The organism is Pacificibacter marinus, assembly GCF_900109555.1.
GTDB classification, from domain to species: domain Bacteria; phylum Pseudomonadota; class Alphaproteobacteria; order Rhodobacterales; family Rhodobacteraceae; genus Celeribacter; species Celeribacter marinus_C.
Genome location: NZ_FNZV01000001.1, coordinates 406,569 through 432,979, shown reverse-complemented (window position 1 = coordinate 432,979; position 26,411 = coordinate 406,569). Strand labels below are relative to the sequence as shown.

The window sequence follows — 26,411 nt, the reverse complement described above, 5'->3', positions numbered from 1 at the left end:
GCATTTTTATTTGGAGACTCATTATGAAGCTGTTGCAAATCACTGATATTCATTTGACCGCGCTTGGCAAAACCATTGGCGGGCGTGACCCGAATGCGAATTTTGCCAAGGCCTTGAACCATGCGATCACCCATCATCCAGATGCCGAGGCTTTGATCATTACGGGCGATTTGTCGGACTGGGGGGACGCGGCTGATTACGAACGCCTTAAGGCTTATTTGGGCGAGGTCGCTCTGCCGGTTCACCTTTGTATTGGGAACCACGATGATCGGCAGACCTTTTTGCAAGTGTTCCCTGAAACCGAAGGCTCAGATGGTTTTGTGCAAAGCGTGATCCCGCTGTCTTTGGGTCATGGCATCTTGTTGGACACATGGGGCCAAGACACGCACGCAGGCCAGTTTTGCGAAAAGCGTGCCGCGTGGCTAGAACAAACTTTGGACACTTTGGAAGGTCCCGTTTGGATATTCATGCACCACAATCCCGTGCCAATCGAAATTGCGCCTATGGACGAAATCATGCTTTTGGATGCTGATCGATTTGCAGCCACTGTCGCGCCACATGCGGGAAAAATCCGCCATATTTTTCATGGGCATTGCCATATGCATTTGTCTGGATCTCTTCACGGCATTCCATTTTCGGCCCCGCGCGGCACAAATCATGCGGGCTGGCCAGACTTTGCGGCAACCAAGCTTTTATCAGGTGCGGACTTGACCGAAAGTTACAGCGTCATTTTCGCAAGCGAGACCACCACAATGGTACATATGGTCGAATATGGCTATGCAGGCGAAATTCGCGGTGAAGGATCACCCGACTATGCCGATTGGGATCAATTGACGATGGTTCGGTAGTCACGTTTTACTGTCGCATCAGTTTTGAAATACAGCACGTGAGTGGATATTCCCAAAGTGAGAGTTGACGACAGTTTTGTCGGCAGAGCATGTTTTTGCGAAATGCTGGGGGGGCGGACCAAAAGTGAAGGCTAAATCGAATTCGCGCGTGCGCAAAGCCATCAAGCATTTCACGTTCGTGTTTTGTGGAATTAGCCATTGACCTAAACTGGGAAGGCAAACGATGCGGATTGGACGACAGCTCATTGCGCAGGCTGGCTACATGCCGTCGCATCGTTTCTAGGTCTCGTTACAGATCCATTGCGAAAGATCGCGAAAAGACCTCGATATGTCGTAATCGCATCAGTTACTCTCTAATGCCGACTCTTTTGCCTAGTCGGTTGCGCCATGTCGGTGCGCAGACTCGTATGGAAATACTACAGCACGGTTTTGTTCAAGGCACGGGGGAAGTGAACAAGAATATAATGAGATAGGAGCAAAGTTAAATATGGACACAACGAAGCACAAAGACAGTATTTTTGTGCCGACCAATTTCTCGTTTAAACCATCTAGCACTGAACTAACGAGATTATTATCCACAAGCCGACGTTGAACGCCTACTTTCATCATGTCAGTAGGGACTGCAATTCGCGTTGTTTTACATCGACCTCTTCGAAGTGCTTGGCGGCAATGCGATCTTGGATACGGGGGCTACAGGGTCGTCTCACTCATCAGCGTGCTCGAAATAGCTCGCTTTGGTCGCGGAAATGCTTTCAATTGTTTTGTCCAACCGAGAAAGGTGGCGCATTCCAAATTCGATGGCTTTTTCGGGGTCATGATCTTTGATTGCGTCGGCTATCGCACGGTGATCTGCCACCAGCTCTGGCATGCGATCTTCTTTGGAAAGGCCCAGCATACACAAGCGATCTACCTTGGATTTTTCACTCATGATGACGTCGAAAGCAAAGTCTGCCTGTGCGATTTCACAAAGCGCTTTATGGAATTCGTAGTCGAGCGCGCCAAAGCTATCGAAGTCTTTTTCTTTGATGGCTTTTTCTTGCTGTGCAAGTGCTGCATCTAGCTGTGCGGCCCCTTGGGTATCGCAGTATTCTGCCGCACGTTGTAGAACTTTGCTTTCGACTGCCGCACGCACAAACCGAGATTTCTCGATCTCACGCATTGAAAAGCGTCTTACTTCTGTCGCGCGTTGTGGGCGGATCAGCAACAGGTCAAGATTGGCGAGACGGCTGAACGCATCGCGTACGGGCTGGCGTGAGACTCCGAATTGGGACGCAATATCTGCCTCTGAAATCTTGTCGCCAGGTCGTAAGTTAAGTGACAGGATTTCTTCGTGCAGGTAATCGAAAATGTCATCCACGTTTGTGCGTCGTTCGCCGCGTTGGATTGCTTGCCCCATTACATCGTCTCCATCTTGGTTTCTTGGGCCGGATTATCGCGGCCATTTAGTGCGAGTGTCACTCCGCGAGATTGTGTCTGCCGAGGCCTTACATATTTCTTTGCATCTCGATCATAACCCGCAGGGAAATGGAAGGGGTCGGGCGCTTTGGATCAGTGACGATGCCCACAAGTCGCATGCTTCAATCCGTTCTGCGTATTCTCTGACTATGAATATGCTTAGATAATCCTTAATTTTTATCCATTTTGTAAGTTTGGAAAAATGTATACCATTTCTCACTAGTATACCAGTATGGTTACTAGTATACCAGATAGCAAGTAAGACGAATCAACCATTCGATTCAAATGCACCACGAGGAGGTGGCGCATTCAGAGGAGGGATCATGCTTGGAGTAAGTTTGAAAAATATCGCAAAGCCCTTTGTACGTTTCAATCGGCTGTGGCGGTTTGACGATCAACATGCCGTATGTGACCGCGTCAAAAGTAAGACTGCGCCCTCTCTTTCACAAACGCAAATGGCCGCAACTGTAAGGTTGTAGTGCTCAAATATTCGATGGCGGCACACAGTTGACCATCTCAGCATAAAAGGAAAAAAGCATGAAACTTAAAGGTAAATCCGCGATTGTAACTGGTGGTGGACGTGACATCGGATTGGCTGTCGCCCTCAAGCTTGCATCAGAAGGTGCCAGCGTCGCGATCAACTATTTTTCAAGCAGCGAAGGCGCTGACAAAGCTGTTGAACAAATCACTGCGCAAGGCGGACGTGCCTTTGCGATGCAGGGTGATTTGACCAAGCAAGCAGATGTCGACGCATTGGTTTCAAAAGCTGCTGCTGACTTTGGCGGCGTTGATATTTTGGTCAACAACGCGGGTGGTCTGATTTCTCGCAAAACCATTTCTGAGATGCCGCTCGATCATTGGAATGCAGTCATGGACCTGAACTTGACCAGCACGTTCATGATCACGAAAGCATGTCTGGCACATATGGAAACGGGTGCGATTGTTAATCTTGCCAGCCAAGCCGGACGTGATGGTGGCGGACCAGGTGCTGTTGCATATGCAACATCTAAAGGTGCTATCATGACTATGACGCGCGGGCTTGCCAAAGAGCTTGGGCCAAAAATTCGTGTAAACGCTTTGTGCCCAGGTATGATCGATACCGATTTCCACAACATTCACACACCAGATGCAGGTCGTCGCGGATTCGAAGCTGCAGCCCCGTTGAAACGCCAAGGCCACACTGATGATGCCGCAAACCTTGTGTTGTTCCTCGCATGTGACGACTCTGCTTTCATCACGGGCACGAACATTGATCTAAACGGCGGCATGCTGTTTTCATAACGACGCGGTGAGGACCTTAAATGTCTGACTATCCGATTGTTTCAACTGGTGAAAACGTGACACGCCAAGTGTTATCTGATCATCGCGACCTGATGGTTGTTGCCTTTCGCTTTGGTGCGGAAGGCAGCATCGGCGCACTACACAATCACCCACACGTACAGTCCACTTATGTAGAAAGCGGTCGGTTTCGTTTTACGTTGGGGGACCGAGAACATGAGGTGAAAGCAGGCGATAGCTTTGTGGTCGAATCCGAGCAACTACATGGATGTGTTTGTCTTGAACCGGGCACATTGATCGATTGTTTTACGCCGCGCCGTGACGATTTTTTATAGACTTTAGGGGTACAGACTATGCGCGTCCTCGCGATTGGTGAATGTATGGCCGAACTTGCGCCTGCAGCGACACAGGGTGACTACCACCTTGGTTTTGCGGGCGATACGTTTAACACCGCGTGGTATCTCGCGCGGTTGCGACCCGATATGCATGTGTCGTTTTTCACTGCAGTTGGGGCCGATGATGTTTCTTTACGGATGCGGGATGCCTTTTTGGCGAGCGGTATTGACGACACCTATGTGCAGACCGTGACTGGCAGTACAGTTGGTTTGTACATGATTTCGCTGATCAACGGCGAACGCAGCTTTTCATATTGGCGCGGGCAGTCGGCGGCGCGGCAACTTGCGGCAGACCCGCACGCGCTTGCGCAGGCAATGATCGACGTTGATCTTGTCTATTTTTCAGGGATCACACTGGCTATTTTGGATGCGACGTCTCGTGAGGTTTTAGTGACTGCGCTGCGGACAGCGCGTGCTGCCGGAAAAACGATTGCCTTTGATCCCAACTTGAGACCGCATTTGTGGTCAAGCCCGTCTGAAATGACTGAGGCGATCATGCAGGGGGCCGCTGTAAGTGACATTGCCTTGCCGTCTTTTGAAGATGAAGCTGCGTGGTTTAAGGATGCTGATCCTATGGCCACCGCAGATCGTTACGCCGCAGCGGGTGCGACCACTATTGTTGTCAAAAACGGTGCTGATGCTGTGCATCACCGCGAAGGTGCTGCCTTTGGAAACGTTTCTGTGCCACCATTGAAACATGTTGTCGACACCACAGCTGCGGGTGACAGCTTCAACGCAGGTATCTTGGCTGGATTACAAGACAATATACCTATGGAGAAGAGCATCACGTTAGCTTGCCGATTGGCAGGGGCCGTCGTGCAAGGGAAGGGAGCGCTGGTGTCCATCGATCCTGTTCACCTTGATCCGTAAATTTTACATAGAGGGCGCATAAATGCCGAGATGAATTTGTTTGAGGCCTTTATTCTTGAAGAGATCAATCACGGGGTCTCGATCTTGGCGCTGTACCCGCCAACAGATTCTAACACGCTTGTGCGTTTTATCACTGACAACGACAAAACTAAACTAGACTGCATTCAGTTCCAAATACCGGAGAAAAAATCATGCCCACACCAAAACCAATTGCCGGAAGCATTCTTGCGCCAATGTCATTCCCTCGCTTAGGCGGTGGAGAAGTCTCAGTCGGCGGCACCAAAAACAACTGGACGTTGTTGGTCGTTTATCGGGGCAAGCACTGCCCGCGGTGCAAAAAGTACCTTAATATTTTGAATGACATGCGGGCTGATTGGTCTGAAGCTGGCTTTGATATTGCTGTTGTCTCTGCTGACAGCTTGGAAAAAGCAGAGGCCGACCAAAAGGAATTTGGCTGGAATTTCGAACTGGGCTACGGCCTGACAGAAGATCAAATGGCACAGCTTGGTGTGTTTGTGACCGAACCTCTTTCGGCGTCAGAAGCCGAGCGTCGATTCGCTGAACCGGGTACGTTTGTGATTCGACCCGATGGCAGCCTTTTGTTGATTTCAATTTCAAACGGACCATCTGCACGCCCTGAGTTGGGTGAATTGCTGGATGGCATGATCTTTACAAAACAAAATGACCGCCCTCCACGCGGCACTGTGTAACTGTTCGGAACGAATGGCGTGCGAAAGCCGTCATTCGTTCCGATATTCAACGAGTTTCCACGAAATATTCACAAGCAGCAAAGGAGAAGTTTGACAGGATAACTCTAAAGGTATACTAGTATACCTGTTGGCGTGACGGGAGAGGACCAACGGTTCTAAGGAGACACGCAAGCACATAATTTAATCTGGGAGGAATAAATGACACTGGCTTTTACAATTCGCGGCGCCCTAATCGGTAGCTGCTTGGCTTTCGCCGCTACATCAGCTTCAGCAAAAGAACTGCGCGGCTGGAATATCCACGTAGAGGATTACCCTGTTTCCATCGCGATGGAATCTTTCGCAGCCGAGGTTGCCGAGCGTACAGACGGTGATCTGACCGCAAAAACATTCCACAACGGCGTTCTAGGCAGCCAGCCTGATGCGATTGAACAAATCCGTCTTGGCGTGATCGACTTTGGTGAATTCAGCCTTGGGCCAATGGGAACATCTATCCCTGAAACCAACGTTGTTTCCTTGCCCTTTATCTTTAGCAGCATCCCACAGATGTATGAACTGATGGACGGCGAAGTTGGCGATGCAATCGGCGCTGGCATGATTGAACGCGGTATCGTTCCGCTGGGTTGGTATGACGCTGGCGCGCGCTCATTTTATAACTCAGTACGCCCAATCAATACGCCTGCTGATGTTGAAGGCTTGAAAATCCGCGTGATGAACAATGATTTGTTCGTTTCTATGGTTGAATCAATGGATGGCAACGCGACACCTATGGCATTCGCCGAAGTGTACCAGTCAATCCAGACTGGCGTTGTTGATGGTGCGGAAAACAACCCACCATCTTACGAATCCACCAGCCACTTCGAGGTTGCGTCTTACTATTCTTTGACCGAGCATTTGATCATTCCAGAATGTCTGTGCATGTCCAAAGTATCTTGGGATAAACTGACACCTGATCAACAAACCATCGTCATGGAAGCGGGCCGCACCAGCGCCAACTTGCAGCGTGAGTTGTGGCAGGCGCGTGAAGCGGCCAGCATGGAAATCGTTCAGGCCGGTGGCACTGTCGTAAATACGATTGCTGACAAAGCTCCATTCCAAAATGCAATGGCGCCGGTTTATGAAAAGTTCCTTGCGGACAATCCGGATCTGGCTGACTTGGTCAACATGATCCGCGACGCAAGCTAAAACAACTTTGTGAAACCATACGACCCGCATCAAAATCTGACGCGGGTCGTTTTTCATCAGCCCATAAAACGACACGAGGCGAGAATGAGTGGTCTTAAATCTTTAATAGTGCGTAGTGAAACCGCACTTACCGTGGTCCAGCGAGCAAGCATTTTTACAGCGTCTGTTGCTTTGGTCGTTCTTGTTGCCACGTTCGGGTGGCTGGTTTTTGGGCGGTACGTTCTAAACGTTACACCGACTTGGGTCGAACAGCTTGCCTTATTGCTTATTTGCTACATCGCCTTTCTGGGGGCTGCTGCGGGCGTCAAAGAAGACACCCATCTCGGTGTTACTTTGTTTCGCGATATGTTGCCCGATTCCGCGCAAAAGGTTGTGATTATCGGGATCGACCTGATCCTTGCAATCTTTGGGGCCGTGATGTTCGTGGCTGGAATTGCGTTGATGAAATTCGGCTGGGATTCATTCCTGCCAATGCTCAACATTCCTGAGAGCTTTCGAACTCTGGCGATCACTTTGTGTGGCGCATTGATCGTTTTGAACGCGGGTATCCGTGGCCTCATTCGGATTGTGACGTTCTCCGAATGGCATCCTAACCCTATTTTGCAGGAGTCCTAAGATGGGTCTTACTATTTTGATGCTCGTTTTCGGGATGGGCGTCGTATTGGGCGTGCCTGTCGCATTTGCCATGGGCATCGCAGCTGCTTCTGCCTTTTGGTTCGAAGGCTTTCCAATGCTGATCACGTTCCAGCGGGCAACGGCTGGCGTTTCCGTTTTTTCCCTTTTGGCGATACCTTTTTTCGTTTTGGCTGGTGAAATCATGCTGCGCGGCGGAATTGCAGTGCGACTGGTGAAATTGGCGTCAGCGCTTGTGGGGCACTTCAAAGGTGGCCTTGCAATGGTAAACATTTTTTCCAGTATGTTGTTCGGTGGCATTTCTGGTTCGGCCGTGGCCGATATTTCCGCATTGGGGTCGATTCTTGTGCCGGTTATGAAAGAGCGCGGCTATCGCCCTGACTTTGCGATCAACGTGACCGTCACGTCATCCATTGCAGGCGTCGTCATTCCCCCCAGTCACAACATGATTATCTTTGCTGTGGCGGCCGGCGGCGGATTGTCCGTGTCTAAACTGTTTTTGGCAGGGGTTATTCCCGGTATTTTGATGTGTGCCAGTCTCGCGATTGCGGCCTATGTTTTGTCAATCAAACACAATTATCCGTCAGAACCGTTCCCAGGCTGGGGCGAAGTAGCGCGTGCCGCAGGTGCTGCGATCCCCGGTTTCATGACTGCAGTTATCATCGTTGGTGGTACGCTTTCTGGTGTCTTTACCGTGACTGAATCTGGCGCCTTTGGTGCCATTTATGCCCTGCTTTTGACGACCTTTTTCTACCGCAGTTTGAGTTGGAAAGCTTTTGTTTTATCGGTCACCGGAACAGTTCGCACGACTGCGATGGTGATGATATTGATCGCATTTGCTAGCTCTTTTGCCTATCTTTTGGCGCTGTACCAAGTTCCTGAAAGACTAAGCAACACGCTTGTCACCGTTTCAGACAACCCGATTGTCATTCTTTTGATGATCAACGTGATCTTGTTGCTCTTAGGTATGATCATGGACATGGCCGCGTTGATTTTGATCTGTACGCCGATCTTCCTGCCCATTGCTGTTGGTCTTGGCATGGACCCCACGCAATTTGGGATCATGATGTTGATGAACCTTGGCTTGGGTCTCTGTACGCCACCTGTCGGAACGTGTTTGTTCGTTGGATGTGCTGTTGGGAATATCAAAATCGAAGAGGCGCTCAAGACAATCTGGCCATTCTATTTGGCCATTCTCGGGGCGTTGATTTTGGTCACTTATGTGCCCGCTGTTTCACTTTGGCTTCCGTCATTGTTTTAACCGACATAAGTCTTTAACCGAGACAGGATAGGGGCGCGCCACGTTGGGTTGCGCCCCTATTACTTAAAGCATTATGTCGCCAATGGTTTGTGTGCGGGCCGAGGTCGCAGCGCGTACTGACCTAAAAAAACACTCACCAACACGACAGCCATGCCGATTGCTTGGGGCACACCTAAAGCTTCCTTTAAAATGAACCACCCAAGCAAAGTGGCGCTCAAGGGGCTTAAGAACCCAAGAATTGAGACGACAGCAGGTTGCAAGCGGGCAATGCCCCGCAGCCAAATAACATACGTTAGACCTGCACCAATCAAGCCGAGATAGCCAAGACCCAAAATGTTCATACCAGTGATCGTGGACCAGTTTGTGGGTGCAAAGAAAGCAAATGGCAGCAGTAACAGCCCTCCCGCGACCAGCTGCCATGCGGTGAAGGTTAACGCTGAAACAGGGGGGTGCCATTTGCGACTCAACACCGTTCCCAAAGCCATGCTGGCTGACCCGACTATTCCTGCGATGGCCCCTAAGGGATCAAGCCCAGCATCTGAGGTCAAGACAAGCAATGCAACGCCCACGCCACCTGTCGCAACGGCGATCAGGGACAATGCACGGATTGGCGCAGCCAAAAGAATGCGGGCAGCGAAGATCACAAAAAAGGGCTGAAGCGCCCCCATGATCGCAGCCACACCACCGGGCAAGCGATACGCCGCAAAGAATAAAAGCGACCAAAATATTGAGAAATTCAATGCCCCCAGAATGAACATTTTGGGAATCCAACGCCCTGTTGGAAGCTGTCGCACCAAGCACAATAAAAACAACCCTGCTGGCAGGGCGCGCAAAAGGGAAATCGTTAGCGGGTCGAGATTTGGCAAAAGTTGTGTCGTAACAATATAGCTGCTGCCCCAAATCACCGGGGCAATGGCCGTTAAAGCGAGATCAAAATTGCGTGGCATCCAAGCCTCCTTATTTATCTTGACGTCAAGATAGATATATAAGTCTTGACGTCAAGATAAATTTAAGATGGAATAATCCCATGTTTGATATGAATGAAATTAGAGCCCAATGGGCAAAGCAGCGCCCTGATCTTGACACAGAACCTATGTCGCTGATCGGGCATGTGATCCGTGTCTCGGCACATCTTTCCGATGAGATGAACAAAACCTTTGCCAGGCACGGGCTGAATGCCGCGAGCTTTGATGTGCTTGCGACGCTCTTGCGGTCGGGGCCACCTTATGCGCTGTCCCCCAACCAACTTCTTGCCACTATGATGGTAACGTCTGGGACAATGACCAATCGTATAGACCAACTTGAAAAAGATGCTCTGGTTGTCCGTGTTCGAAACCGAAGCGACAAACGGAGTGTACTTGTCCAGCTTACAGCAAAGGGGCAGCAGATCATTGATGCGGCTGTGACCGATCATGTGACAACACAAAAAAGGCTTGTGAGCGGACTGACGGAAGGCGAGCGTGTCAGCTTAAATGATTTGCTTCGGACCTATTTAACGGCTGTTGATACCGATCAAATTTCCAATAAAATTGATTAACTTTAATAGATTGATGCAAATATAACCTTAAACTTTTTTGCTGGCGTCTGGTGTTGCAAAGTCTTTTTCGGTCTGCACTTGTCCCCAACCTTGGACCGCCTGAGGCTAGATGTTCTCGGGGGCAGAGCAGGAGGGTGTGCCCAGATGTTATTTCTTGATTGCGCCTAGAATGCCTCGGCCCCAAGAAATTCTGGACCAAGCTATTTCATGTACAAAATAACAGACAAAACCAGTCACGGCGCCAACAACGGCGATGCCGCCACTTGCGGCCAACGAGCCGGTGAACAAAAAACCAATCAACATCATCGAGACAAGGCCCATGACTTGCCACGTTATGGCTTTGATGAGGATTCTGGTTTTGCTGTCCATTGGTTTATCTCCGCGTCGTTATTCGAGCTTTCATTGAGGTACTCTTAATGTGGGGGCATGGACATTATGTGAATTTGCTGCATAAATTCACTTATGATGATTATTATCTGCATAGGTGAAAATAATGGACAAACGTGATCGCGCAGACCTGTTTCGAAAACGCCTGCAGGAAGCAATGTCAGTTAAAGGCGTTACCAAAAGTGCGCTGTCCAGAGACGCTAATGTGGATCGGTCCACCATAGGGCAACTTCTAAAAGAAGATCACGCGAGATTGCCAAATGCACAGCTGACAGCAGATGTTGCTGATGTTTTGGGGGTGAGTACCGACTGGTTGCTTGGTTTGACAAATAGGCCAGAATCCCCCGGTGATATTGTTGCCGCGGCTCTGTCTCTCAGTCCTGCCGAGCGCACATCGGCGGATGAGCAACTTCTTGAATGGCACCAAGAAGCCGCAGGTTATAAAGTGCGTCATGTGCCCGCGACTTTGCCTGATATTTTGAAAACCAAACGGATGCTGCATTGGGAATGCGAGGCCTTTCAAGAGCATCGTTTGCCAGAGGCATATCGTGCAATGCAGGATCAACTTGAATGGTTGTCGTCTGGGGTTTCTGATTATGAAATTGCTCTGCCCCTTCACGAGATTGAGGCATGTGCTGCCGGAACGGCATACTACAAAGGCGCTGATAAAAGTGTTCGATACGAACAATTGAACTTTATTGCTGACCAATGCGACCAAATGTTCCCAAGGTTGCGCGTGTTCTTATTTGACGCGCATCGGGTCTTTAGCTCGCCGGTCACAGTTTTTGGACCAAATTTAGCGGTGATTTATGTGGGGCAATGCTATCTTGCCTTTCGTGAAATTGAACGTGTGAAATCTCTCTCAAGTCACTTTGATTGGCTCGTCAGAGAAGCGGTTGTGGATGCGCGCAATGCACCATCCTATATTCGTTCACTCATGCAAGAGTAGCGCTGTCATATCCTATCGAAAACGACATTACGGGATGTTGATTCCGCTCGCTTAGACCCGTTACGATCCTCACCGGATCGCTCTTTTTTTGTATGAGCAAGTATTGTCGTGATTGGTGGGATAAAGGAGTGGGTTTGATAGAAAGGCCCCTTGAGGCTCGAGGCCTTTCTTTGGAAACGTTAGGTTTCTTAATGCGCTATGGCGAGGCGTTGGAACTTTGCTTGGGCATAGATCAGTGCTTCACCGTTTGCGACAGCGACATCTTTTATCTGTGCGATAAACACCGTATGACTGCCGGCCTCGGTGGTGCTGCTGACTTGGCAAGATATACTCGCAAGAGCATCGGTTAAACGGGGTTGTGCTGCTGCACAGCTGGTCCAGTTTCCGGTGTCAAACTTGTCCAACCCGCTGACCCCTTTTGCCCCTGCAAAGGCCATGGCGATATCGGCATGATCCTGTCCCAATAGCTGGACGGAAAATAATCCGGACCTGACGATTTCAGCCCAAGTTCCGGTTTTACGATTGACGCAAACCAACAGGCTTGGCGGACTGTCCGAGACGGAACACACGGCCGTGGCCGTGATCCCACGACGCAGTGCCCCTTGACCGGTTGTGATCAGCGTGACTGCGCCGGGAAACAGACCCATCGTATCCCGAAATGTTTGAATATCGATAGACATATTACGCGGCTCGAAGGCTGGAAAGGTAGTCTGTGGCCGCAGCGGGTTCAGCAAACCATGGGAAGAAATCACGCGGGTCATCAAACCCATTTGCGATACGTCCCGCCAGGTCTGGCAGTCCTTGTGCGGACCCCATGATATCCAAAACAAAGGGGGGCGGTGGCAAAAGCATCATGTTTGTCCAGCGTACAACCCATTGAGCATATTCCCAAAACCGTTCAAACGTTGCCGCCATCCAAGGTTCATCAAAGGGCTGATCACCGTGGCGCAAAATGGCATCGAGATACACCATTGCTGCCTTTGAGGCGTTGTTCGCGCCTTGTCCCGTGATCGGATCGTTTAAGCAAACCGCATCGCCAAGCCCAAGGACTTTTGCACCTGATGGCAGTATTCCGACAGGTTTGCGCACCGTTGGCGGGAAACGCCCAGCAAGCATTCCTGCCTCATCTGTCAGTTCAACAGTACCGCAACGGTCGGCTTCCCAAGGCAAATAAGTTCGTAGAATTTCTTGGGATTTTGCCAGATGATCTTTTGGTGTTTTCACGTCATGCCAACAGTCCATGGGGCCATTTGGAATGCCTTCGAATACCATGATGTCGCAAGGGCCAGATTTGGTCAAAGCCGGGAATACAAAGTACTCGCCTACACCTGGAATGAGGTTGAAATTTACAGCAGAAAATTCATCACGCGGCGTCATACCGTGCACGTAAGTCAAGGCCAAAGCGCGTTGTGGCGCATCAAATAGCGAGCGCTCAGCATCGCGTTCAAACAGTTTGCTGATATCGCCTTTTCCTGAGGCAACGATGACCAAATCGCGGGATTTTGCTTCGGATTCGAGCAAAGGGATATCGGCAAGTCTGATCTCAAGTTTACCACCAAGGCGCTCAAACTCCGCCAGCCAGCGTGGAATTTTAACACGCTGATCAATAGATTGTCCGGGGTTTTCAAGACGTGCGGCCCAGTCGATGGCCTTGCCCGGCCCTTCGGGGTTTGCAACCGCAAAAGCAATACCTTCGACTGGTGGGCAGTCGTCTTGCCAAAAATGTAGGCCCAAATCGCGCTCGTGTTGTAGTGAGGCATCGAATTGGCATTGCGAAGAGGTGACGCGGCCGTTCGCAATTTGATCTGCAGTGCGGTCTTGGATGACTTTGACATCATAGCCTTTTTGTAACAGGCCAATGCCCAATTGTAGGCCAGAGTGGCCCCCTCCGATGATGGTAATGCGTTTCATTTTTATCTCCTGTTGGCGTTATTTTTGTTGTTTTGTGGGTGATGTCAGTCGATGAGTCGCGGAATTGCTGCGATGGCAGCTTCTGGTCCCATTGCGGTGTACCCACCGTCGACACGCAAATCGGTGCCAGTGATAAAGCTGGCCTCGTCAGAGCATAAAAACATGATGGCATTGGCGACTTCTTCGGGGTCGCCCACACGCGGGAGCAGATGAAAATCTGCGCCAACTTTGTCAGTTTTCACACGATCACCACCGGACAAATTGTCCATGATGTTTGACCAAATCCAGCCCGGCGACACCGCGTTGACGCGAATTCCGTCTGGGGCCAAGTCCATCGCTTGATTGCGGGTGAGTTGTAAAATGGCGGCTTTGGAAACAGGGTAAAGCCAGCGTCCAGCTTGAGCCACGCGTGCAGAAATTGATCCAAAGTTGATGATAGCACCTTTGTTTTTCTTAAGCTCGTCGTGGGCTGCCTGCATCAACATCACAGAACCGACAAGGTTCACATCCAGCGCCTCCAACCATTCAGCGCGCGTGCTTTCAGCGCCGTTATCTAGGTACGTCGCTGCCACGTTGACCAAAAAATCGATCCGGCCATACGCTTGTTTGGTCTCAGCAACCACGCGCGCAAGATCTTCATCCGAGCGCAGGTCAGCGCGCACAAATTTCACACCATCACATTCCAGCTTTGCACCGCTTTCGGCGTCAATATCTGCAACAACAACTTTCACGCCATGTGCTTTGAAAGCATCGACGACAGCTACGCCAATTTTTGTTGCACCGCCGGGTACTATTGCCACTTTGTTTGTCAATCCACGCATGCCAGTGTTCCATCCTGTTTCAATTTTGTGAGAAAAGTTTGGCCAAAGTGTCGAAACCTGCGCTATCCTTTGTGCGCAACCACTATCCGAATTACGCAATTAATTGCTTTAAGGCTCAATCAATCTCTTGGAAGGAGGCGTATGGATCTGTTTCACTCAACCGCAAACATCAGCACGCTTCCGATGAGCAATCATGCGCTTTTCGCGAGTTATGATATTGATGAAGCACGTGCCGAGGTGGCCGAGGTTTATTGTGATCATCGGCTCGAAATCATGGGCCAGCAGCGTTTTGCTGCGCAGCATAACCGCATCAGTGGCACGGATTTGTCGGTCAACGTCATGACGTATGGCGCCAAGACTTTGATCTCACCCGGCGCTTTAGAGGACTTCTATCTGTTCCAGTTTCCGGTTCGGGGGCATGCGTCGATTAACAACGGGGCCAACCAGCATGACATTGGGGGGGGGACCAGTGGCGTGATCAACCCCGAAGCTCAGACGACTATGATTTGGAGCGAATGTTGTGTGCAGGTGATGATCCAAATTGAAAAGCGCGCTTTGATCGAGGTGGCGCGTGCCGAGATTGGTTTGCCGGCAGGGGCCACGCTTCAATTCGCGGGTGCCAACGATGTGCGCAGCGGGGAAGGCAAAGCGTTTCTGGGGATTGTGAATTATGTGATGAAAGAAGCAGAGCGAGGCGATGTGCTTTTGGGAGGAGGGACACTTTTGAGTAAGCAGTTAGAGCGCACCTTGTTGGTCGGACTGCTGCAAACCCAATCGCACAATTTACCTGATGTCTCATTGGGGCAAACGGGCCCGATGCCGCGCATTATCCGTACCGCCGAAAGCTATATGCGCGAGCATCTGCGTGCACCGATCATGATTGAAGATATCGCGGGTGCCGCAGGGACCAGCGTGCGCAATCTGCAAGGGGCGTTTCGAACTAGATACGGACGCTCGCCGATGACTGTTCTGCGTGATTTGCGACTTGAACAGGCATGGGAGGAATTGTCCAACCCCTCTCAAGAGACGCGCGTGACGGGTGTTGCTGCCGAGCTTGGCTTTTTCCATTTTGGACGGTTTGCTGAGATTTATCGCAAAAAGTATGGTTGCACGCCAGTTGAGACCCTTCGGGCGGCCCATCGAATGGATGGGGCTGGGTCGTTCTGATCGCCCAATTTGCACACGTATGATGCCTGCACTTGCAAGATTTTGATTCTGACGCATACTTGTTGCACGCAGACAGTCCCACGGCTGTGTCTGCACTTACCTAAGCATTGCAGGCCCATGAACTCTACGCTCACCTTTTCCAGTGGTCGCTTCGAAGATGCAGAAGCGCATCTTTCACAATCGTTTTGCCGCCATCGTTTGGTGCCATTTGGTATGCGTTCTGTTGAGTTTTCTCATGTCTCGGCTTCTTTGGGCAAACAAGCTTTCAATACTTTGAGCTATGGCTCTGAGATCGAAGTACAAGCGAATGGGTTTGAAGATTTTTACATGTTCGAGATGCCCCTTCGGGGTGGCGTTGATATCGCCATTGGTCAGCAGCAAGCGCTGTCTCTTCCGGGACGGGCGCTCTTTTTGTCGCCGGGGCAGAAATTTCGTTCGCGGTGGCGTCCTGATACTTACCAATGGATGCTGCAAATAAGCCAAAGGTCTATCCAAACTGCGTTTGAAGCGCGGGCGCACCGTCGGATGAGTGCGGACATTGTGTTTGATCCTGTGGTCGAACTTGCGACAGCACACGGGAAATCTCTGACGCAGGCGATGCGTGGTTTGGCACATGTTGTGGATCGCTTCGATTCTGCCGACACAGAGGCGTTTCAGCGCAAGATTGATACTGTCGTTGATTTGCTGATTTCAAACTTACCGTATTTTCGCGATGGGTCACCCGTGCCCGAACGCCTTTATGCCACACCGCGTCATGTCCACCTTGCTGTTGAAATTTTACGTGGGCGTTTTCACATGCCTGTGGCGATTGCAGATGTGGCGCAAGATGTCGGCGTTTCTGAGCGGGCTCTCTATGACGGGTTTCAGCGGTATTATCAAAAGCCACCCTATGAGGTGTTGATGCGTATCCGCATGGACGCTGCGCGTCACTTGATCCGAACTGGAAACTTGCCCTTGTCGGATGTGGCCAAACAAGTTGGTATGCCGCATCAAAGCCGGTTCTCGGGGCAGTACCGAAAAACCTTTGGGGTGCTCCCTTTGGCCGACCGACGGAGAGGTTTTGGTTTAAAAGAATAGCGCGTGCCTGTAGTTTTATCCGCATCCTGCACAATACGGTTGCGTGTCGCATTCTGTCTCTTGACCAAACCCAACATCTCATTTCTCTTTCCTTTAACTTTAAAGCACTGCCGAATGCGGTAAATCGCGTTGGGTTTGACAAGGATAGACATGCAGATGCCGCGACGATCTTTACGGAAAGCCTCGCCTCACTTCGAAAGCGACAAGCCGCTGTTGAGCTGCTATTTCCCTCTGGGAGATCCTAAAATACCGTTGGATATGATCGACGTTTATGCCGACCAAGGGGTCGATGTGTTGGAAATTGGGCTGTCAGCCGTCGATCCGTTTATGGATGGGCCAGATGTACGCGCCTCTATGAAACGCGCCAATTCTGACCGCGCTCGGGCAAATTTGGATGCGATTATGGAACGCTTGGCCAAGCGCACTATCGCTCCGAAAGCCTTGCTGATGGGCTATGGTGAAGCTGAACATGCTGGGTATGCTGATGCTGAGTTTTGGGCGGGGTTAGACAGTTGTCTGATCGTCTCTCGCAACAATGACGCTATTACACAACAAATCCAGAACACTGCAATTGGCGCGGGTGTTGCTCCTTCGGCGTTTATTGAAGTGCCGCTTACAGAGCAGGGGGTGACGGCTGCCCAAAAGGCAGCGTTTTACGTTATGCTGCAGGCGAGTGCAGGCCAGACAGGACCGCGAAAAGTTCTGGACCCTGAAAGCCGCAATAGGATCACGCATCTGCGTGCCGCTGGTGTGAGTGTTCCAATCTTGTTGGGATTTGGAATTTCGAATGGGATGCAAGCACGCGAGGCTCTTGCGTTTGGCGCAGATGGGGTGATTGTCGGATCGCAAGTTTTGCGGGCCGCACTTGAGGGGCCGCAGGCGTTGGCGTCTTTATTGATAGATTTGCGGAGTGGCCTTGATGCGTGACGATACATTAATCATCGGTTTTGACATCGGCTCAACAGCCGTGAAGGCGGGTCTGTTTGGCATTGATGGTACGGTTGTGGATCATTGGAGCAGGTCCTATCCCACCTCGCGCCCTGGCCCAGGATTGGTGGAGCAAAATCCACAAGATTGGCTGGATGGCATTCGCGATGCGATCGATGCCTTGCTTCAGAACCGCGATCCCAATTGCGTGGCGGCCATCGGCATGTGCAGTCAGGTCAATACTGAAGTGTTTGTTGATGCGTCAGGCACACCGCTGTGTCCCGCAATCACATGGCAAGATGTGCGTTCGGCTGATCAAGCTAAGGGTCTGAATGATCGTATTTCGCCAGCGCTCAAACAGGCTTGGTGGGGCACGGATATGCCGATTGGCGCAAGTCATGTTATGGCCAAAATGCAATGGATGGCACAAACACATCCTGATATTTGGGATCGCACGCGCTATGTTTTGTCGCCCAAGGATTATTGCCTCTTCAAACTGACGGGGGCTGCCGTTTCTGATCCCATCACGTCTTTCGGCCAGGTGGGCGCGGATCTGGAATACATCGCACCACTTCTTGATTTGATGCCGGGGGCTGCAGAGCGGTTGCCCCCATTGCGCTTTTTCACCGATGTCGTAGGAGAGATGGCGCTTGGCAGTCATGTACGCAAAGTGCCTGTGGTTGCCGGCACGATGGATGCATGGGGCAACCTGTTTGGCTGCGGTGTTTTTGCGCCGGGGCAGGGCATGTATGTCAGCGGTACAAGTGAAATTTTGTCAGTGGTGGGCAGCGAACGTATTGGCGCGCCTGGGGTTGTCACATTTGCCACGGTAGACAAGCTGGTGGTGAACGCAGGCCCAACCCAAAGTGGCGCGGACAGTCTGCGTTGGTGGGGCGACGTTGTGGAAAAGACACCTGCGCAATTGATCGCGCTGGCTGAGCAAGCGGACCGTGCGCAAAGCAACGTGCTTTTCTTGCCGCAACTCGAAGGCGAGCGTGCGCCAATTTGGAATTCTAACATACGTGGATCGTTTATCGGGCTGGACAGCCGATCGGCAGGTCCGGAGTTTGCCATGGCGGTCTTGGAAGGCGTTGCCCTGTCCGCGCGTCATTTGTTTGATGCTTTGATCCAAGCTGCAGGAACGCGGCCTGACTATTTGCTATACGGCGGTGGCGGTGCGCGCTCAGATTTATGGAGCCAGATTCGTGCAGACGTTCTGGGTATTGCGCTGCATAGGTTCGAATATGGCGATGTCGGGTGTCTTGGCGCTGCGATTATGGCTGCCGTTGGTTTGGGCGCGTTTCCTGATATCAAAAGTGCCGTGCCAAACATGACGCGGGTCGAGGCGATTTTCGAACCAGACCTTCGCCAAAAAGACCGATATGACGCCATGTTTGAGGCCTATTTGCGCGCGATTGACGCGCTGGAACCGATTACTGTTTTCAACACCAAAGAGCATCATAAAAAGATGCCAACTTAACCCCAACTTATAAGGAGATATATGATGACGACTTTGAAAGTTTCTCTTACTGCGCTGACGCTTGCGACCTGTAGCAGCCTTCCTGCGCTCGCGACGGATGTCAATATTTTGACGCCTTACATGAGTTCCATTCCCACAAACGATATGGTTCAGGCGTTCAAAACCGAGGGCGAGGCGCGTGGTTGGAACGTGACGGTTATCGACACCCGCAATGATTTCGCGCAGTTGGCCTCGCGTATGGAAGACACGGTTAACGCAAAAGCGGATGCGATTGTGTTGGTTTCAACTACGGCTGAATTGATCGCGGATCAAGTGGCATTGGCGGCTGACGCGGGCATTCCAGTGATCTCGCTTGATGGGGCAAAGGCTGAAAATGTCGCTGTGAATGTGACATCGAACAACTTTGATCTTGGTGTGCAATTGTCCGAAGCCTTGTTCACGGCGCTCGACGGCAAAGGCAATATCGTCAAGTTCTTCCATTCGGCCCATCCGGGTGTCTACCAACGTGAATTGGGTCTGGACGCAACATTGGCCAGATATCCCGATATCAATGTGATTGCCGAACATTTTGTTCAGGTACCGGGCCCCGTGGACAATGGGCGTGTGGCGATGGAAAACATCCTGCGCCAATATGGCGATCAAATTGATGGCGTTTGGGCCGCGTTTGACGATCCAGGCATCGGCGCTGAACTGGCTTTTGAAGCAGAAGCACCAGAGTCAAAAGCCATTATCATGGGGATCGACGGCAACGAGCAAGCCGTGGATATGATCGAGTCTTGCACCCATTACAAAATGTCTTTGCGGCAAGATTTTGCAGGCATGGCGCAAATCGGCGCGCAGCAACTTGAGACAATTCTCGCAGGTGGCACCGCTGAAAGCGACGAAATCTACGTGGCGGCGGTTCCGATCACCGTGGAAAGTCTCGGAGTCGACTGTAAATGACAAAGCCGGAGCCGGATCTAACCTTGCGCGCAGATCATGCCTTTTTGACGCTGCGTGGATTGAAAAAGCACTTTGGCGGCGCCAAGGCGCTTGATGGTGCTGACCTCGTGGTTGAGGCTGGCTCCGTTCACAGCTTGGTCGGAGAAAACGGTGCAGGCAAATCGACCTTGATCAAAACCCTGTCAGGGCTGATCGTGCCTGATGCGGGTGAAATATTGGTCGATGGTTTGCCCGTGACCATCGCTGGGGTGCAACATGCCGAGTCTTTGGGCTTTCGGTTTATCCACCAAGAACTTAGCCTTGTGCCGTATTTCACGGCCGTAGAAAACGCGTTCATCGGGCGACCATATCCACGCAAGGGGCCGTTCATTGACCGCGCAGCCATGCGGCGCACGATTGAAGAGACCGCGCGCAGTATTGCGCCTGATTTGCCGCTGGATATTCCTGTGGGGCAAATGACGACAGGGCAAAAGCAATTGGTTGAAATCATCCGCGCGCTCATTGGCGCACCTGCGCGTTTGATCGTCATGGATGAGCCTACCGCATCTTTGTCTGATGGCGAAGCCGCACGTCTGCATGAAGCCGTCAAAAAGATGTCGGACAAAGGCGTGGCTGTTATTTTCATCTCGCACCGCCTTGATGAGGTTATGCAGATTTGCGACAGCTTTACGGTACTGCGCAGTGGCTGCACTGTCGGGGCAGGGCGTATTGCCGAGACGGATCGCGCTGGGCTGGTACATCTGATGTCTGGACGCGAAGAGGTGCGCGGCGCTGCACAGATGCCCGCGCCCGATAGCCCTGTGGTGTTGCGTGTGCGCGATGTGCCTTACGGATCTCGCGGCACTCAAGTGTCTTTCGATATTCGGGCTGGCGAAATTCTCGGTCTCTACGGTTTGGTGGGCGCTGGGCGATCTTCATTGATGAAACTGATTTGGGGCGCACAGCCACATGCTGGCGGACAGATCGAGCTGGATGGCAAAGTGCTGCGCGCTGGTCGTATCAGTGATCGTATTGCCAAAGGCGCGGCCTATGTCCCCGAGGATCGGCGCAATGAAGGGCTGATCACCAGTCGCTCAATCGCTGATAATCTTGCTGTGTCGCAACTGCCCAAAGTCCGCCATCAGGCGGGGATGCCATGGACAAGCCGCCGTAAGATGGTTGAACGCAGCGAAGCTGTACAATCAACATTATCGGTTAAAATGGGCTCGCCTTGGGATGGCCCACTGACACTGTCGGGGGGCAATCAACAAAAGCTTTTGTTCGGGCGTTGGTTCGGACAGGCAACACGATTGCTTATCCTTGATGAACCAAGTCGCGGCGTTGATGTCGGTGCCAAAGCAGAAATTCACGCGCTTGCACGTCGCTTTGCGGCACAGGGGGCGGCCGTGCTGATGACGACCAGTGACATGGACGAACTTATGGCGCTGAGCGCACGTGTGCTTGTGCTTGCAAGCGGTGAAATCACCGCCGAACTGACCGGCGACAGCCTTACTCCAACGCGCGTCATTGACGCAGCCTTTCAACACCAGACAGAGAAAGAGACCCAAGTATGACAACCTTTGTCCGCCGCTACGGGACCTTGGTGGCGCTTGTGGCGATCATCGCCGCCTTTTCAATCGCATCCCCGCAGGCTTTTGGCACTGCGTCCAATCTTATCAATATCACGCAGCAAATGACCCTTTTGGCGATTGTTGCAATCGGTGCCACTGTGGTGATGGCCGTCGGAGAATTCGACCTGTCGACCGCTTCTGTCGTGTCCTTTGGCGGCATCTTTTCGGTGTTCTTATTCAAGCTGGGGGTCCCCGCGCCTCTGGCTTGCCTTGCGGTTCTTGCTGCTGCGGGTGTGTTTGGCGCTGTCTCGGGGTTCATCGTTGCGCGGTTTGAAGTCCTGTCATTCATCACGACGCTCGCGGTTGGGACAATCATCGGCGGCATTACATTTTGGCTTTCAAATGGCGCGACGTTGTTTGGCGATATTCCCGCAGGCTTTCGCGATCTTGCACGTGGCAAAAGCTTTGGCATCCCGATCTTGACGTTTTGGTTGATCGGCGTGGCGATCATGGCTTGGCTGGTGCTTGATAAAATCGAAATCGGTCGCCGCCTTTATGCGATTGGGGGCAACCGAGAAGCTGCACGTTTGGCGGGGGTGAGGATTGTATCCAACACCATGGTTGCCTTTATCGCATCTGCGGTTTTGGCGGCACTTGTTGGGATGTTGCTCACGGCACGCATCGGCAGCGCCAGCCCAACGGGCGGTGGAGGTTTCTTATTGTCTGCCTATGCCGCTGTTTTTCTGGGGATGACGGCCTTTCGTGAAGGGGAGGCAAATGTTCCCGGCACGCTGGTTGGCGCGGCGATCATCGCGGTGGTGGGCAATGGGCTGACAATCCTTGGCGTCTCTACGTTTATGCAAGATATTATCACTGGCTTGATCATTCTGGCTGCCGTGTTGGTGCGCCGAACCGGTGCGCAGGGGCGATGACCATGGGCCATGAGACACACATCATCGCCAAAGCGGGTCGTTTCGGCAGCTTCGGCGGACAATTCGTGGCACCGGTTTTGTTGCCGGTTCTGGATCGGTTAGAAACCGCGTTTCAAGACGCATGGCGCGATGCGGAGTTCCGCGAAACGCTGACTTTGCTTCTCAATCGTTACGTGGGCCGACCAACGCCACTTTTCGACATTCCACGCTTTTCGACCCGCGAAGGCGGTGCTCAAATTGTCTTGAAACGCGATGATCTAACTTTCAACGGCGGCAATTATGCCAATTCCGCTGTGGGGCAATGCCTGTTGGCCAAGCGCATGGGGCTCAATGCTGTCGTGTGTGACACTGGATCTGGGCAAAACGGAATCGCAACGGCGGCGGTCGCGGCACGTTTCGGGATGGAATGCACAATCTACATCGGCGCAAGTGACGCCGCACGCCAACCCAGTGCAGTTAACAAAATGCGTTTGTTTGGGGCGCAGGTTCAGATCGTGAAAGATGCGGACCGTGCGCTGAGTGCTGCGACCAGTGCTGCGACACGCCATTGGATGGGGCATAGCGACACAACCACCTATGTGGCTGGCGCCCCGATTGGCCCGCACCCTTACCCTGAAATGGTCGCAGCCTTCCAAGCTGTGATCGGGCGAGAAACTCGTCTGCAATTGATCGACCACGGGCTGGCGCCCGCAATCTATGTTTCAGCTGTGGGCGGCGGGTCTTCTACCATCGGGTTGTTTTCCGCCTTTTTGGGGGACACACAAGCACGCTTGGTGGCCGTCGAAGGCGCAGGCACAGGCGGCGAAGCTTGCGCACATTCGGCGCGTTTAGGACGTGGGCGTCGCGGCATCTTTCATGGGGCTGAAACGATGGTCTTGTCTGATGTGCACGGTCAAATTATTCCGACGGGATCTATTGCTCCGGGACTGTCCTATCCCGGTTCGTCGCCGCAATTGGCTGATCTTGTCGAAACTGGCCGTGTAGAAACAATGGCCATTTCAGACGCCGCAGCAAAGGACGCGGTTTTGCGTCTTGCGCAGCGCGAGGGCATTTTGCTGTGTCTTGAAGCAGGGCACGCATTGGCCGCAGCAGAGCAGCTTGCCGCGCAATTGTCCCCAGATCAATCTATCGTCGTGATGGCGCAATCTTCTGGCGATAAAGATATCGAAACTTTACTGGAAGAGACCACGCCATGATGCAAGCCGCAACGACACCTGACACGCGCCGGATTGATGTGATGTTTCAGCGGCTCAAACGCGAGGGCAGACCTGCGTTTGTGACCTACACGGTTGCGAGTGATCCGTCATTTGAGGCGTCTCTGGTTTTGATGCATAGGTTCGTTGCGTCTGGCATTGACCTGATCGAAATTGGTCACCCGTTTTCGGACCCTATCCTTGATGGCGCGACCATCCAAAAAGCCAACATTCGCGGACTTGCTGCAGGCGGAAATTTGACCCGTACGCTGGAGCTTTGCGCGGCGTTTCGCCAAACCGATACGACGACACCACTGGTGTTGATGGGCTATGCCAACCCATTGGCTGTGATGGGGTATGAGCGTTTTGCCGAACGTGCCGCCGCTGCTGGTGTGGATGGGTTAATCGCTGGTGATTTCCCTTTACGAGAAGCAAACGCTTTGCTTGATGCTTTGGCGGAACAGGGGATTTTCATGATTCCTATGGCGGCCCCGACACTTGAGGCCAAGGATTTCACGTCAGATCATCCGGCTGTGGGCGGCTTTTTGTATTGCATCCCCGTGGTGGGCCCAACTGGCGGCCCTTCGGCATCTATTGACGCGATTGCACAAGGTGTGGCGCGCTGCCGAGAGGTAAGCACATTGCCTGTCATGGTCGGGTTTGGTGTGAAAACACCCAAGATGGCGGCGGACGTCGGGCAGGTGGCGGATGGTGTCATCGTTGCCACAGCGTTGATTGATACGTTTCAGGCCGTTTTGGATTGTGGTGATAAGGACCTTGGTGACAAGGATGGTGATGCATTTTTGGACTATGTCGCAGAGCAGATTTCACTTTATCGAACTGCCATAGATGCATCTTCTAAATGACGAATTTGGCCTTAGCGTCCGCAGGTTAGGATTACAGCAGATAGATCGCATCAAGCGAGCTTAGGATTGCGACAGAACCGTTGACGCCTATTTCATTGGTTTCAGGCGCAATTGGAACTGGGTGTGTCTGGCTGATACCCAATAACCACGGTCCCTAGAACCATATCGACAACGCGTTGGCGCAATCTTTTCTGGCCTTGTTCTGTATAAAGGCTGTCCCCAAAAGATGTTGAAAACGTTGCCATATTCGAGACATTGTAGAAGCTTGCCGAACTGGTCATCCAGTGGAGTTCGAGTGGATCAGCATCCACGCGCAAAACACCACTTGCTTTGCCGCGTTCACAAACGTCAGTCAGTTTGTCTATGATGGCTTTGTTCAGCTTTGGGATACTTTTTGATTTTTTAACGTACTCTGCATTGTGAATGTTTTCGATCATCACAAGGCGGATGAACTGAGGGTTGTTTACGTGTGAATCGAACGTTGCCTCTGTCAGGCGGCGCAGGGCAGGGATGGGGGCAAGGTCTGCAACATTCAGCATCTGTTCTTCGTTGCGAAGTGACGAATACACCCGCTCAAGCACGTGTTGATACAGCCCTTCTTTGTCGCCAAAATAATAGTAAATCATCCGTTTTGACGTCGCTGTCTTTCGAGCAATTTCGTTGATATTTGCACCTGACAAACCATGCGCTGCAAATTCTTCAGTAGCGATTGTTAGGATATTTTCTTTGACAGCTGCTGGGTCTTTTTTCCAAGTGGTCTTTCGCTTTTGTCCTGCTGTATCAGTATCTTTATCCATTTCAATGCCTCTCAGTTTCTTGTGATTCTTAAGCAGTAGCACAAAATTAACCCTTGGGTACATTCTGTTGACAAATTAACCCAGAGGTACATAAGGAGGTATGTGGAGGCGATGCGAGGAGCGAATCGTCGACTAAAAAAACACCTAGGGAGGACGAAAATGTCTCGTAAACTGATCAGCGCAGTAATTGCGCTTGGACTAAGCACCACCATTGCAGTGGCTCAGGATTACCCAACCAAAGAAATTCAAGGCATCATTCAATGGAGTGCTGGTGGATCAACCGATACCGTGATGCGGTCGGTCACACCGCACGCCGAAGCGGCGCTTGGTGGGACGGTTGTTATGCAGAACATGACCGGAGCAGTTGGTGCTATCGCGCTCAACCATGTCGCTGGGGCAAAAGCTGACGGCTACACGTTGCTTATGGGGGCTGAAAACCCACTACTTTACAAAGTGATGGGGCTTGGCGACAAAGACTATTCTGAATTCACACCTATCAACATTTTGGCACGCGGCACGCCAATTCTCGTGGCCAATAAAGATGCACCGTTTGATGATTACTCTGGTATGCTGGATTACATCGCAAGCAATCCTGGCGCGTTGCGCTTGGGCTCAACAGGGCCGGGTGGTCTTCCGTCGGTCATCACCGCTATGATGAACACCGTCGAAGGTGAACTGGATGTAATTGCTGTCCCTTATGATGGTGATGGTCCAGCACTGACAGCCTTGCAAGGTGGTGCGATTGACGTAATGCCTGCTGTTTTGGGCGCTGCAATTGAAACCATCCGTGCGGGTGCGATAAAGCCAATTGCGATTTTTGATGTCGAACAGAACGAAAATCTGCCGGACGTGCCGCTCGTGACGTCGTTCAATGACGGCTACAACACATACCTGCCTTGGGGGCCGTTCTTTGGTGTTTTCGCGCCAAAAGATACGCCAGATGATGTCGTGGCCAAACTGAGCGCCGCTTACACAGAGGGGGCTGCAAATCCTGACTTCATGAAGCTCATGGAAGATCGTGGTTTTACCATGATGGGTATCAGTGGTGCTGAAGCGACAGCCTTTCTGTCGAAGTGGCAGCAGGGTACGGCTTGGCTTCTTCAGGACTCGGGCTTGGCTAAGACGTCTCCAGAAGAGTTCGGTATCGCCCGTCCATAAGGCATAACCGACTTTGTCGGATGGTCTAAAGGCCGTTTAAACTGGGTACCGCCCACACCATACAATTGTGGGCGGCGCTTTACAG

General features: G+C 51.8%; 27 protein-coding genes. 20 read left to right on the top strand and 7 right to left on the bottom strand.

Going from position 1 to position 26,411, the window contains the following annotated elements; genetic code table 11:
• Window positions 1–23 precede the first annotated feature (23 nt).
• Window positions 24–848 carry a phosphodiesterase gene (locus tag BM025_RS01965; RefSeq protein ID WP_085847161.1) on the top strand — a complete coding sequence of 275 codons (825 nt, stop codon included), beginning with the start codon at window positions 24–26 and terminating at the stop codon, window positions 846–848.
• A 703-nt stretch (window positions 849–1,551) separates the two neighbouring features.
• On the opposite strand, the gene BM025_RS01960 is transcribed toward BM025_RS01965, so the two are convergent.
• The gene (locus BM025_RS01960) at window positions 1,552–2,244 is read right to left on the bottom strand and encodes a GntR family transcriptional regulator (protein WP_085847162.1); all 693 of its coding nucleotides are present in this window, start codon (window positions 2,242–2,244) and stop codon (window positions 1,552–1,554) included.
• 596 nt (window positions 2,245–2,840) lie between these two features.
• Here BM025_RS01960 and BM025_RS01955 point away from each other — a divergent pair.
• The 7 genes from BM025_RS01955 to BM025_RS01925 all read left to right on the top strand — a co-directional run bounded on the left by BM025_RS01955 (window position 2,841) and on the right by BM025_RS01925 (window position 8,632).
• Window positions 2,841–3,584, top strand: coding sequence for an SDR family NAD(P)-dependent oxidoreductase (locus BM025_RS01955; protein ID WP_085847163.1), 744 nt, complete (start codon window positions 2,841–2,843; stop codon window positions 3,582–3,584).
• 20 nt (window positions 3,585–3,604) lie between these two features.
• The gene (locus BM025_RS01950; RefSeq protein ID WP_085847164.1) at window positions 3,605–3,916 is read left to right on the top strand and encodes a cupin domain-containing protein; all 312 of its coding nucleotides are present in this window, start codon (window positions 3,605–3,607) and stop codon (window positions 3,914–3,916) included.
• Between the two features lie 18 nt (window positions 3,917–3,934).
• A complete protein-coding gene (locus tag BM025_RS01945) occupies window positions 3,935–4,846 on the top strand; it encodes a sugar kinase (RefSeq protein ID WP_085847165.1) in 912 nt (303 codons plus the stop codon).
• Window positions 4,847–5,037: 191 nt separating this feature from the next.
• Window positions 5,038–5,556 carry a peroxiredoxin family protein gene (locus BM025_RS01940; RefSeq protein WP_085847166.1) on the top strand — a complete coding sequence of 173 codons (519 nt, stop codon included), beginning with the start codon at window positions 5,038–5,040 and terminating at the stop codon, window positions 5,554–5,556.
• Window positions 5,557–5,754: 198 nt separating this feature from the next.
• On the top strand, window positions 5,755–6,738 hold the full coding sequence (locus BM025_RS01935) for a TRAP transporter substrate-binding protein (protein ID WP_085847167.1): 984 nt from the start codon (window positions 5,755–5,757) through the stop codon (window positions 6,736–6,738).
• Between the two features lie 84 nt (window positions 6,739–6,822).
• Complete coding sequence (locus BM025_RS01930) at window positions 6,823–7,353, top strand: TRAP transporter small permease (RefSeq protein WP_085847168.1); 531 nt, start codon at window positions 6,823–6,825, stop codon at window positions 7,351–7,353.
• A gap of 1 nt (window position 7,354) precedes the next feature.
• Window positions 7,355–8,632, top strand: coding sequence for a TRAP transporter large permease (locus BM025_RS01925; RefSeq protein ID WP_085847169.1), 1,278 nt, complete (start codon window positions 7,355–7,357; stop codon window positions 8,630–8,632).
• Between the two features lie 71 nt (window positions 8,633–8,703).
• On the opposite strand, the gene BM025_RS01920 is transcribed toward BM025_RS01925, so the two are convergent.
• Window positions 8,704–9,579, bottom strand: coding sequence for an EamA family transporter (locus BM025_RS01920; protein WP_085847170.1), 876 nt, complete (start codon window positions 9,577–9,579; stop codon window positions 8,704–8,706).
• Window positions 9,580–9,659: 80 nt separating this feature from the next.
• On the opposite strand from BM025_RS01920, the gene BM025_RS01915 reads away from it, so the two are divergent.
• A complete protein-coding gene (locus tag BM025_RS01915) occupies window positions 9,660–10,169 on the top strand; it encodes a MarR family winged helix-turn-helix transcriptional regulator (RefSeq protein ID WP_085847171.1) in 510 nt (169 codons plus the stop codon).
• Window positions 10,170–10,316: 147 nt separating this feature from the next.
• On the opposite strand, the gene BM025_RS01910 is transcribed toward BM025_RS01915, so the two are convergent.
• The gene (locus tag BM025_RS01910) at window positions 10,317–10,538 is read right to left on the bottom strand and encodes a DUF2061 domain-containing protein (RefSeq protein WP_085847172.1); all 222 of its coding nucleotides are present in this window, start codon (window positions 10,536–10,538) and stop codon (window positions 10,317–10,319) included.
• 124 nt (window positions 10,539–10,662) lie between these two features.
• Between BM025_RS01910 and BM025_RS01905 the strand changes: the two genes are divergently transcribed.
• Entirely contained in the window at window positions 10,663–11,505 is an 843-nt protein-coding gene (locus BM025_RS01905; RefSeq protein ID WP_085847173.1) for a helix-turn-helix domain-containing protein, read from the top strand.
• A 188-nt stretch (window positions 11,506–11,693) separates the two neighbouring features.
• On the opposite strand, the gene BM025_RS01900 is transcribed toward BM025_RS01905, so the two are convergent.
• From BM025_RS01900 to BM025_RS01890, 3 genes are read right to left on the bottom strand one after another with little or no spacing between them, the layout of a single operon-like run.
• Window positions 11,694–12,185 carry a flavin reductase family protein gene (locus BM025_RS01900; RefSeq protein ID WP_170842089.1) on the bottom strand — a complete coding sequence of 164 codons (492 nt, stop codon included), beginning with the start codon at window positions 12,183–12,185 and terminating at the stop codon, window positions 11,694–11,696.
• A gap of 1 nt (window position 12,186) precedes the next feature.
• Entirely contained in the window at window positions 12,187–13,416 is a 1,230-nt protein-coding gene (locus tag BM025_RS01895; RefSeq protein WP_085847175.1) for a styrene monooxygenase/indole monooxygenase family protein, read from the bottom strand.
• A 44-nt stretch (window positions 13,417–13,460) separates the two neighbouring features.
• Window positions 13,461–14,237 (bottom strand): SDR family oxidoreductase, encoded by a 777-nt coding sequence (locus BM025_RS01890; protein ID WP_085847176.1) that lies wholly within the window; start codon window positions 14,235–14,237, stop codon window positions 13,461–13,463.
• A 141-nt stretch (window positions 14,238–14,378) separates the two neighbouring features.
• Between BM025_RS01890 and BM025_RS01885 the strand changes: the two genes are divergently transcribed.
• The 9 genes from BM025_RS01885 (at window position 14,379) to trpA (ending at window position 24,371) form a co-directional block, all read left to right on the top strand.
• Window positions 14,379–15,404, top strand: a complete 1,026-nt coding sequence (locus BM025_RS01885; protein WP_170842088.1) for an AraC family transcriptional regulator — start codon at window positions 14,379–14,381, stop codon at window positions 15,402–15,404.
• Window positions 15,405–15,521: 117 nt separating this feature from the next.
• The gene (locus BM025_RS01880) at window positions 15,522–16,481 is read left to right on the top strand and encodes an AraC family transcriptional regulator (RefSeq protein ID WP_085847178.1); all 960 of its coding nucleotides are present in this window, start codon (window positions 15,522–15,524) and stop codon (window positions 16,479–16,481) included.
• A gap of 150 nt (window positions 16,482–16,631) precedes the next feature.
• Window positions 16,632–17,408 carry a tryptophan synthase subunit alpha gene (locus tag BM025_RS01875; RefSeq protein WP_085847179.1) on the top strand — a complete coding sequence of 259 codons (777 nt, stop codon included), beginning with the start codon at window positions 16,632–16,634 and terminating at the stop codon, window positions 17,406–17,408.
• The gene (locus BM025_RS01870) at window positions 17,401–18,888 is read left to right on the top strand and encodes a xylulokinase (protein WP_139204524.1); all 1,488 of its coding nucleotides are present in this window, start codon (window positions 17,401–17,403) and stop codon (window positions 18,886–18,888) included. The genes BM025_RS01875 and BM025_RS01870 overlap by 8 nt, the downstream gene beginning before the upstream one ends.
• Before the next feature lie 24 nt (window positions 18,889–18,912).
• The gene (locus BM025_RS01865) at window positions 18,913–19,830 is read left to right on the top strand and encodes a sugar ABC transporter substrate-binding protein (RefSeq protein ID WP_085847181.1); all 918 of its coding nucleotides are present in this window, start codon (window positions 18,913–18,915) and stop codon (window positions 19,828–19,830) included.
• Window positions 19,827–21,383 (top strand): sugar ABC transporter ATP-binding protein, encoded by a 1,557-nt coding sequence (locus BM025_RS01860; RefSeq protein WP_085847182.1) that lies wholly within the window; start codon window positions 19,827–19,829, stop codon window positions 21,381–21,383. The genes BM025_RS01865 and BM025_RS01860 overlap by 4 nt, the downstream gene beginning before the upstream one ends.
• Window positions 21,380–22,312 carry an ABC transporter permease gene (locus BM025_RS01855; protein ID WP_085847183.1) on the top strand — a complete coding sequence of 311 codons (933 nt, stop codon included), beginning with the start codon at window positions 21,380–21,382 and terminating at the stop codon, window positions 22,310–22,312. Before BM025_RS01860 ends, BM025_RS01855 begins: the two co-directional genes overlap by 4 nt.
• Before the next feature lie 2 nt (window positions 22,313–22,314).
• Window positions 22,315–23,508 (top strand): tryptophan synthase subunit beta, encoded by a 1,194-nt coding sequence (gene trpB, locus BM025_RS01850; RefSeq protein ID WP_170842086.1) that lies wholly within the window; start codon window positions 22,315–22,317, stop codon window positions 23,506–23,508.
• A complete protein-coding gene (gene trpA / locus BM025_RS01845; protein WP_085847185.1) occupies window positions 23,505–24,371 on the top strand; it encodes a tryptophan synthase subunit alpha in 867 nt (288 codons plus the stop codon). The genes trpB and trpA overlap by 4 nt, the downstream gene beginning before the upstream one ends.
• A 101-nt stretch (window positions 24,372–24,472) precedes the next feature.
• On the opposite strand, the gene BM025_RS01840 is transcribed toward trpA, so the two are convergent.
• Entirely contained in the window at window positions 24,473–25,168 is a 696-nt protein-coding gene (locus BM025_RS01840; protein WP_085847186.1) for a TetR/AcrR family transcriptional regulator, read from the bottom strand.
• A gap of 159 nt (window positions 25,169–25,327) precedes the next feature.
• On the opposite strand from BM025_RS01840, the gene BM025_RS01835 reads away from it, so the two are divergent.
• Window positions 25,328–26,326 (top strand): Bug family tripartite tricarboxylate transporter substrate binding protein, encoded by a 999-nt coding sequence (locus BM025_RS01835; protein WP_085847187.1) that lies wholly within the window; start codon window positions 25,328–25,330, stop codon window positions 26,324–26,326.
• Window positions 26,327–26,411: the final 85 nt, after the last annotated feature.

Coding starts and splice junctions, on each gene's coding strand:
- BM025_RS01965 (WP_085847161.1), top strand. CDS start 24: ATGAAGCTGTTGCAAATCACTGATATTCATTTGACCGCGCTTGGCAAA.
- BM025_RS01960 (WP_085847162.1), bottom strand. CDS start 2,244: ATGGGGCAAGCAATCCAACGCGGCGAACGACGCACAAACGTGGATGAC.
- BM025_RS01955 (WP_085847163.1), top strand. CDS start 2,841: ATGAAACTTAAAGGTAAATCCGCGATTGTAACTGGTGGTGGACGTGAC.
- BM025_RS01950 (WP_085847164.1), top strand. CDS start 3,605: ATGTCTGACTATCCGATTGTTTCAACTGGTGAAAACGTGACACGCCAA.
- BM025_RS01945 (WP_085847165.1), top strand. CDS start 3,935: ATGCGCGTCCTCGCGATTGGTGAATGTATGGCCGAACTTGCGCCTGCA.
- BM025_RS01940 (WP_085847166.1), top strand. CDS start 5,038: ATGCCCACACCAAAACCAATTGCCGGAAGCATTCTTGCGCCAATGTCA.
- BM025_RS01935 (WP_085847167.1), top strand. CDS start 5,755: ATGACACTGGCTTTTACAATTCGCGGCGCCCTAATCGGTAGCTGCTTG.
- BM025_RS01930 (WP_085847168.1), top strand. CDS start 6,823: ATGAGTGGTCTTAAATCTTTAATAGTGCGTAGTGAAACCGCACTTACC.
- BM025_RS01925 (WP_085847169.1), top strand. CDS start 7,355: ATGGGTCTTACTATTTTGATGCTCGTTTTCGGGATGGGCGTCGTATTG.
- BM025_RS01920 (WP_085847170.1), bottom strand. CDS start 9,579: ATGCCACGCAATTTTGATCTCGCTTTAACGGCCATTGCCCCGGTGATT.
- BM025_RS01915 (WP_085847171.1), top strand. CDS start 9,660: ATGTTTGATATGAATGAAATTAGAGCCCAATGGGCAAAGCAGCGCCCT.
- BM025_RS01910 (WP_085847172.1), bottom strand. CDS start 10,538: ATGGACAGCAAAACCAGAATCCTCATCAAAGCCATAACGTGGCAAGTC.
- BM025_RS01905 (WP_085847173.1), top strand. CDS start 10,663: ATGGACAAACGTGATCGCGCAGACCTGTTTCGAAAACGCCTGCAGGAA.
- BM025_RS01900 (WP_170842089.1), bottom strand. CDS start 12,185: ATGTCTATCGATATTCAAACATTTCGGGATACGATGGGTCTGTTTCCC.
- BM025_RS01895 (WP_085847175.1), bottom strand. CDS start 13,416: ATGAAACGCATTACCATCATCGGAGGGGGCCACTCTGGCCTACAATTG.
- BM025_RS01890 (WP_085847176.1), bottom strand. CDS start 14,237: ATGCGTGGATTGACAAACAAAGTGGCAATAGTACCCGGCGGTGCAACA.
- BM025_RS01885 (WP_170842088.1), top strand. CDS start 14,379: ATGGATCTGTTTCACTCAACCGCAAACATCAGCACGCTTCCGATGAGC.
- BM025_RS01880 (WP_085847178.1), top strand. CDS start 15,522: ATGAACTCTACGCTCACCTTTTCCAGTGGTCGCTTCGAAGATGCAGAA.
- BM025_RS01875 (WP_085847179.1), top strand. CDS start 16,632: ATGCAGATGCCGCGACGATCTTTACGGAAAGCCTCGCCTCACTTCGAA.
- BM025_RS01870 (WP_139204524.1), top strand. CDS start 17,401: ATGCGTGACGATACATTAATCATCGGTTTTGACATCGGCTCAACAGCC.
- BM025_RS01865 (WP_085847181.1), top strand. CDS start 18,913: ATGACGACTTTGAAAGTTTCTCTTACTGCGCTGACGCTTGCGACCTGT.
- BM025_RS01860 (WP_085847182.1), top strand. CDS start 19,827: ATGACAAAGCCGGAGCCGGATCTAACCTTGCGCGCAGATCATGCCTTT.
- BM025_RS01855 (WP_085847183.1), top strand. CDS start 21,380: ATGACAACCTTTGTCCGCCGCTACGGGACCTTGGTGGCGCTTGTGGCG.
- trpB (WP_170842086.1), top strand. CDS start 22,315: ATGGGCCATGAGACACACATCATCGCCAAAGCGGGTCGTTTCGGCAGC.
- trpA (WP_085847185.1), top strand. CDS start 23,505: ATGATGCAAGCCGCAACGACACCTGACACGCGCCGGATTGATGTGATG.
- BM025_RS01840 (WP_085847186.1), bottom strand. CDS start 25,168: ATGGATAAAGATACTGATACAGCAGGACAAAAGCGAAAGACCACTTGG.
- BM025_RS01835 (WP_085847187.1), top strand. CDS start 25,328: ATGTCTCGTAAACTGATCAGCGCAGTAATTGCGCTTGGACTAAGCACC.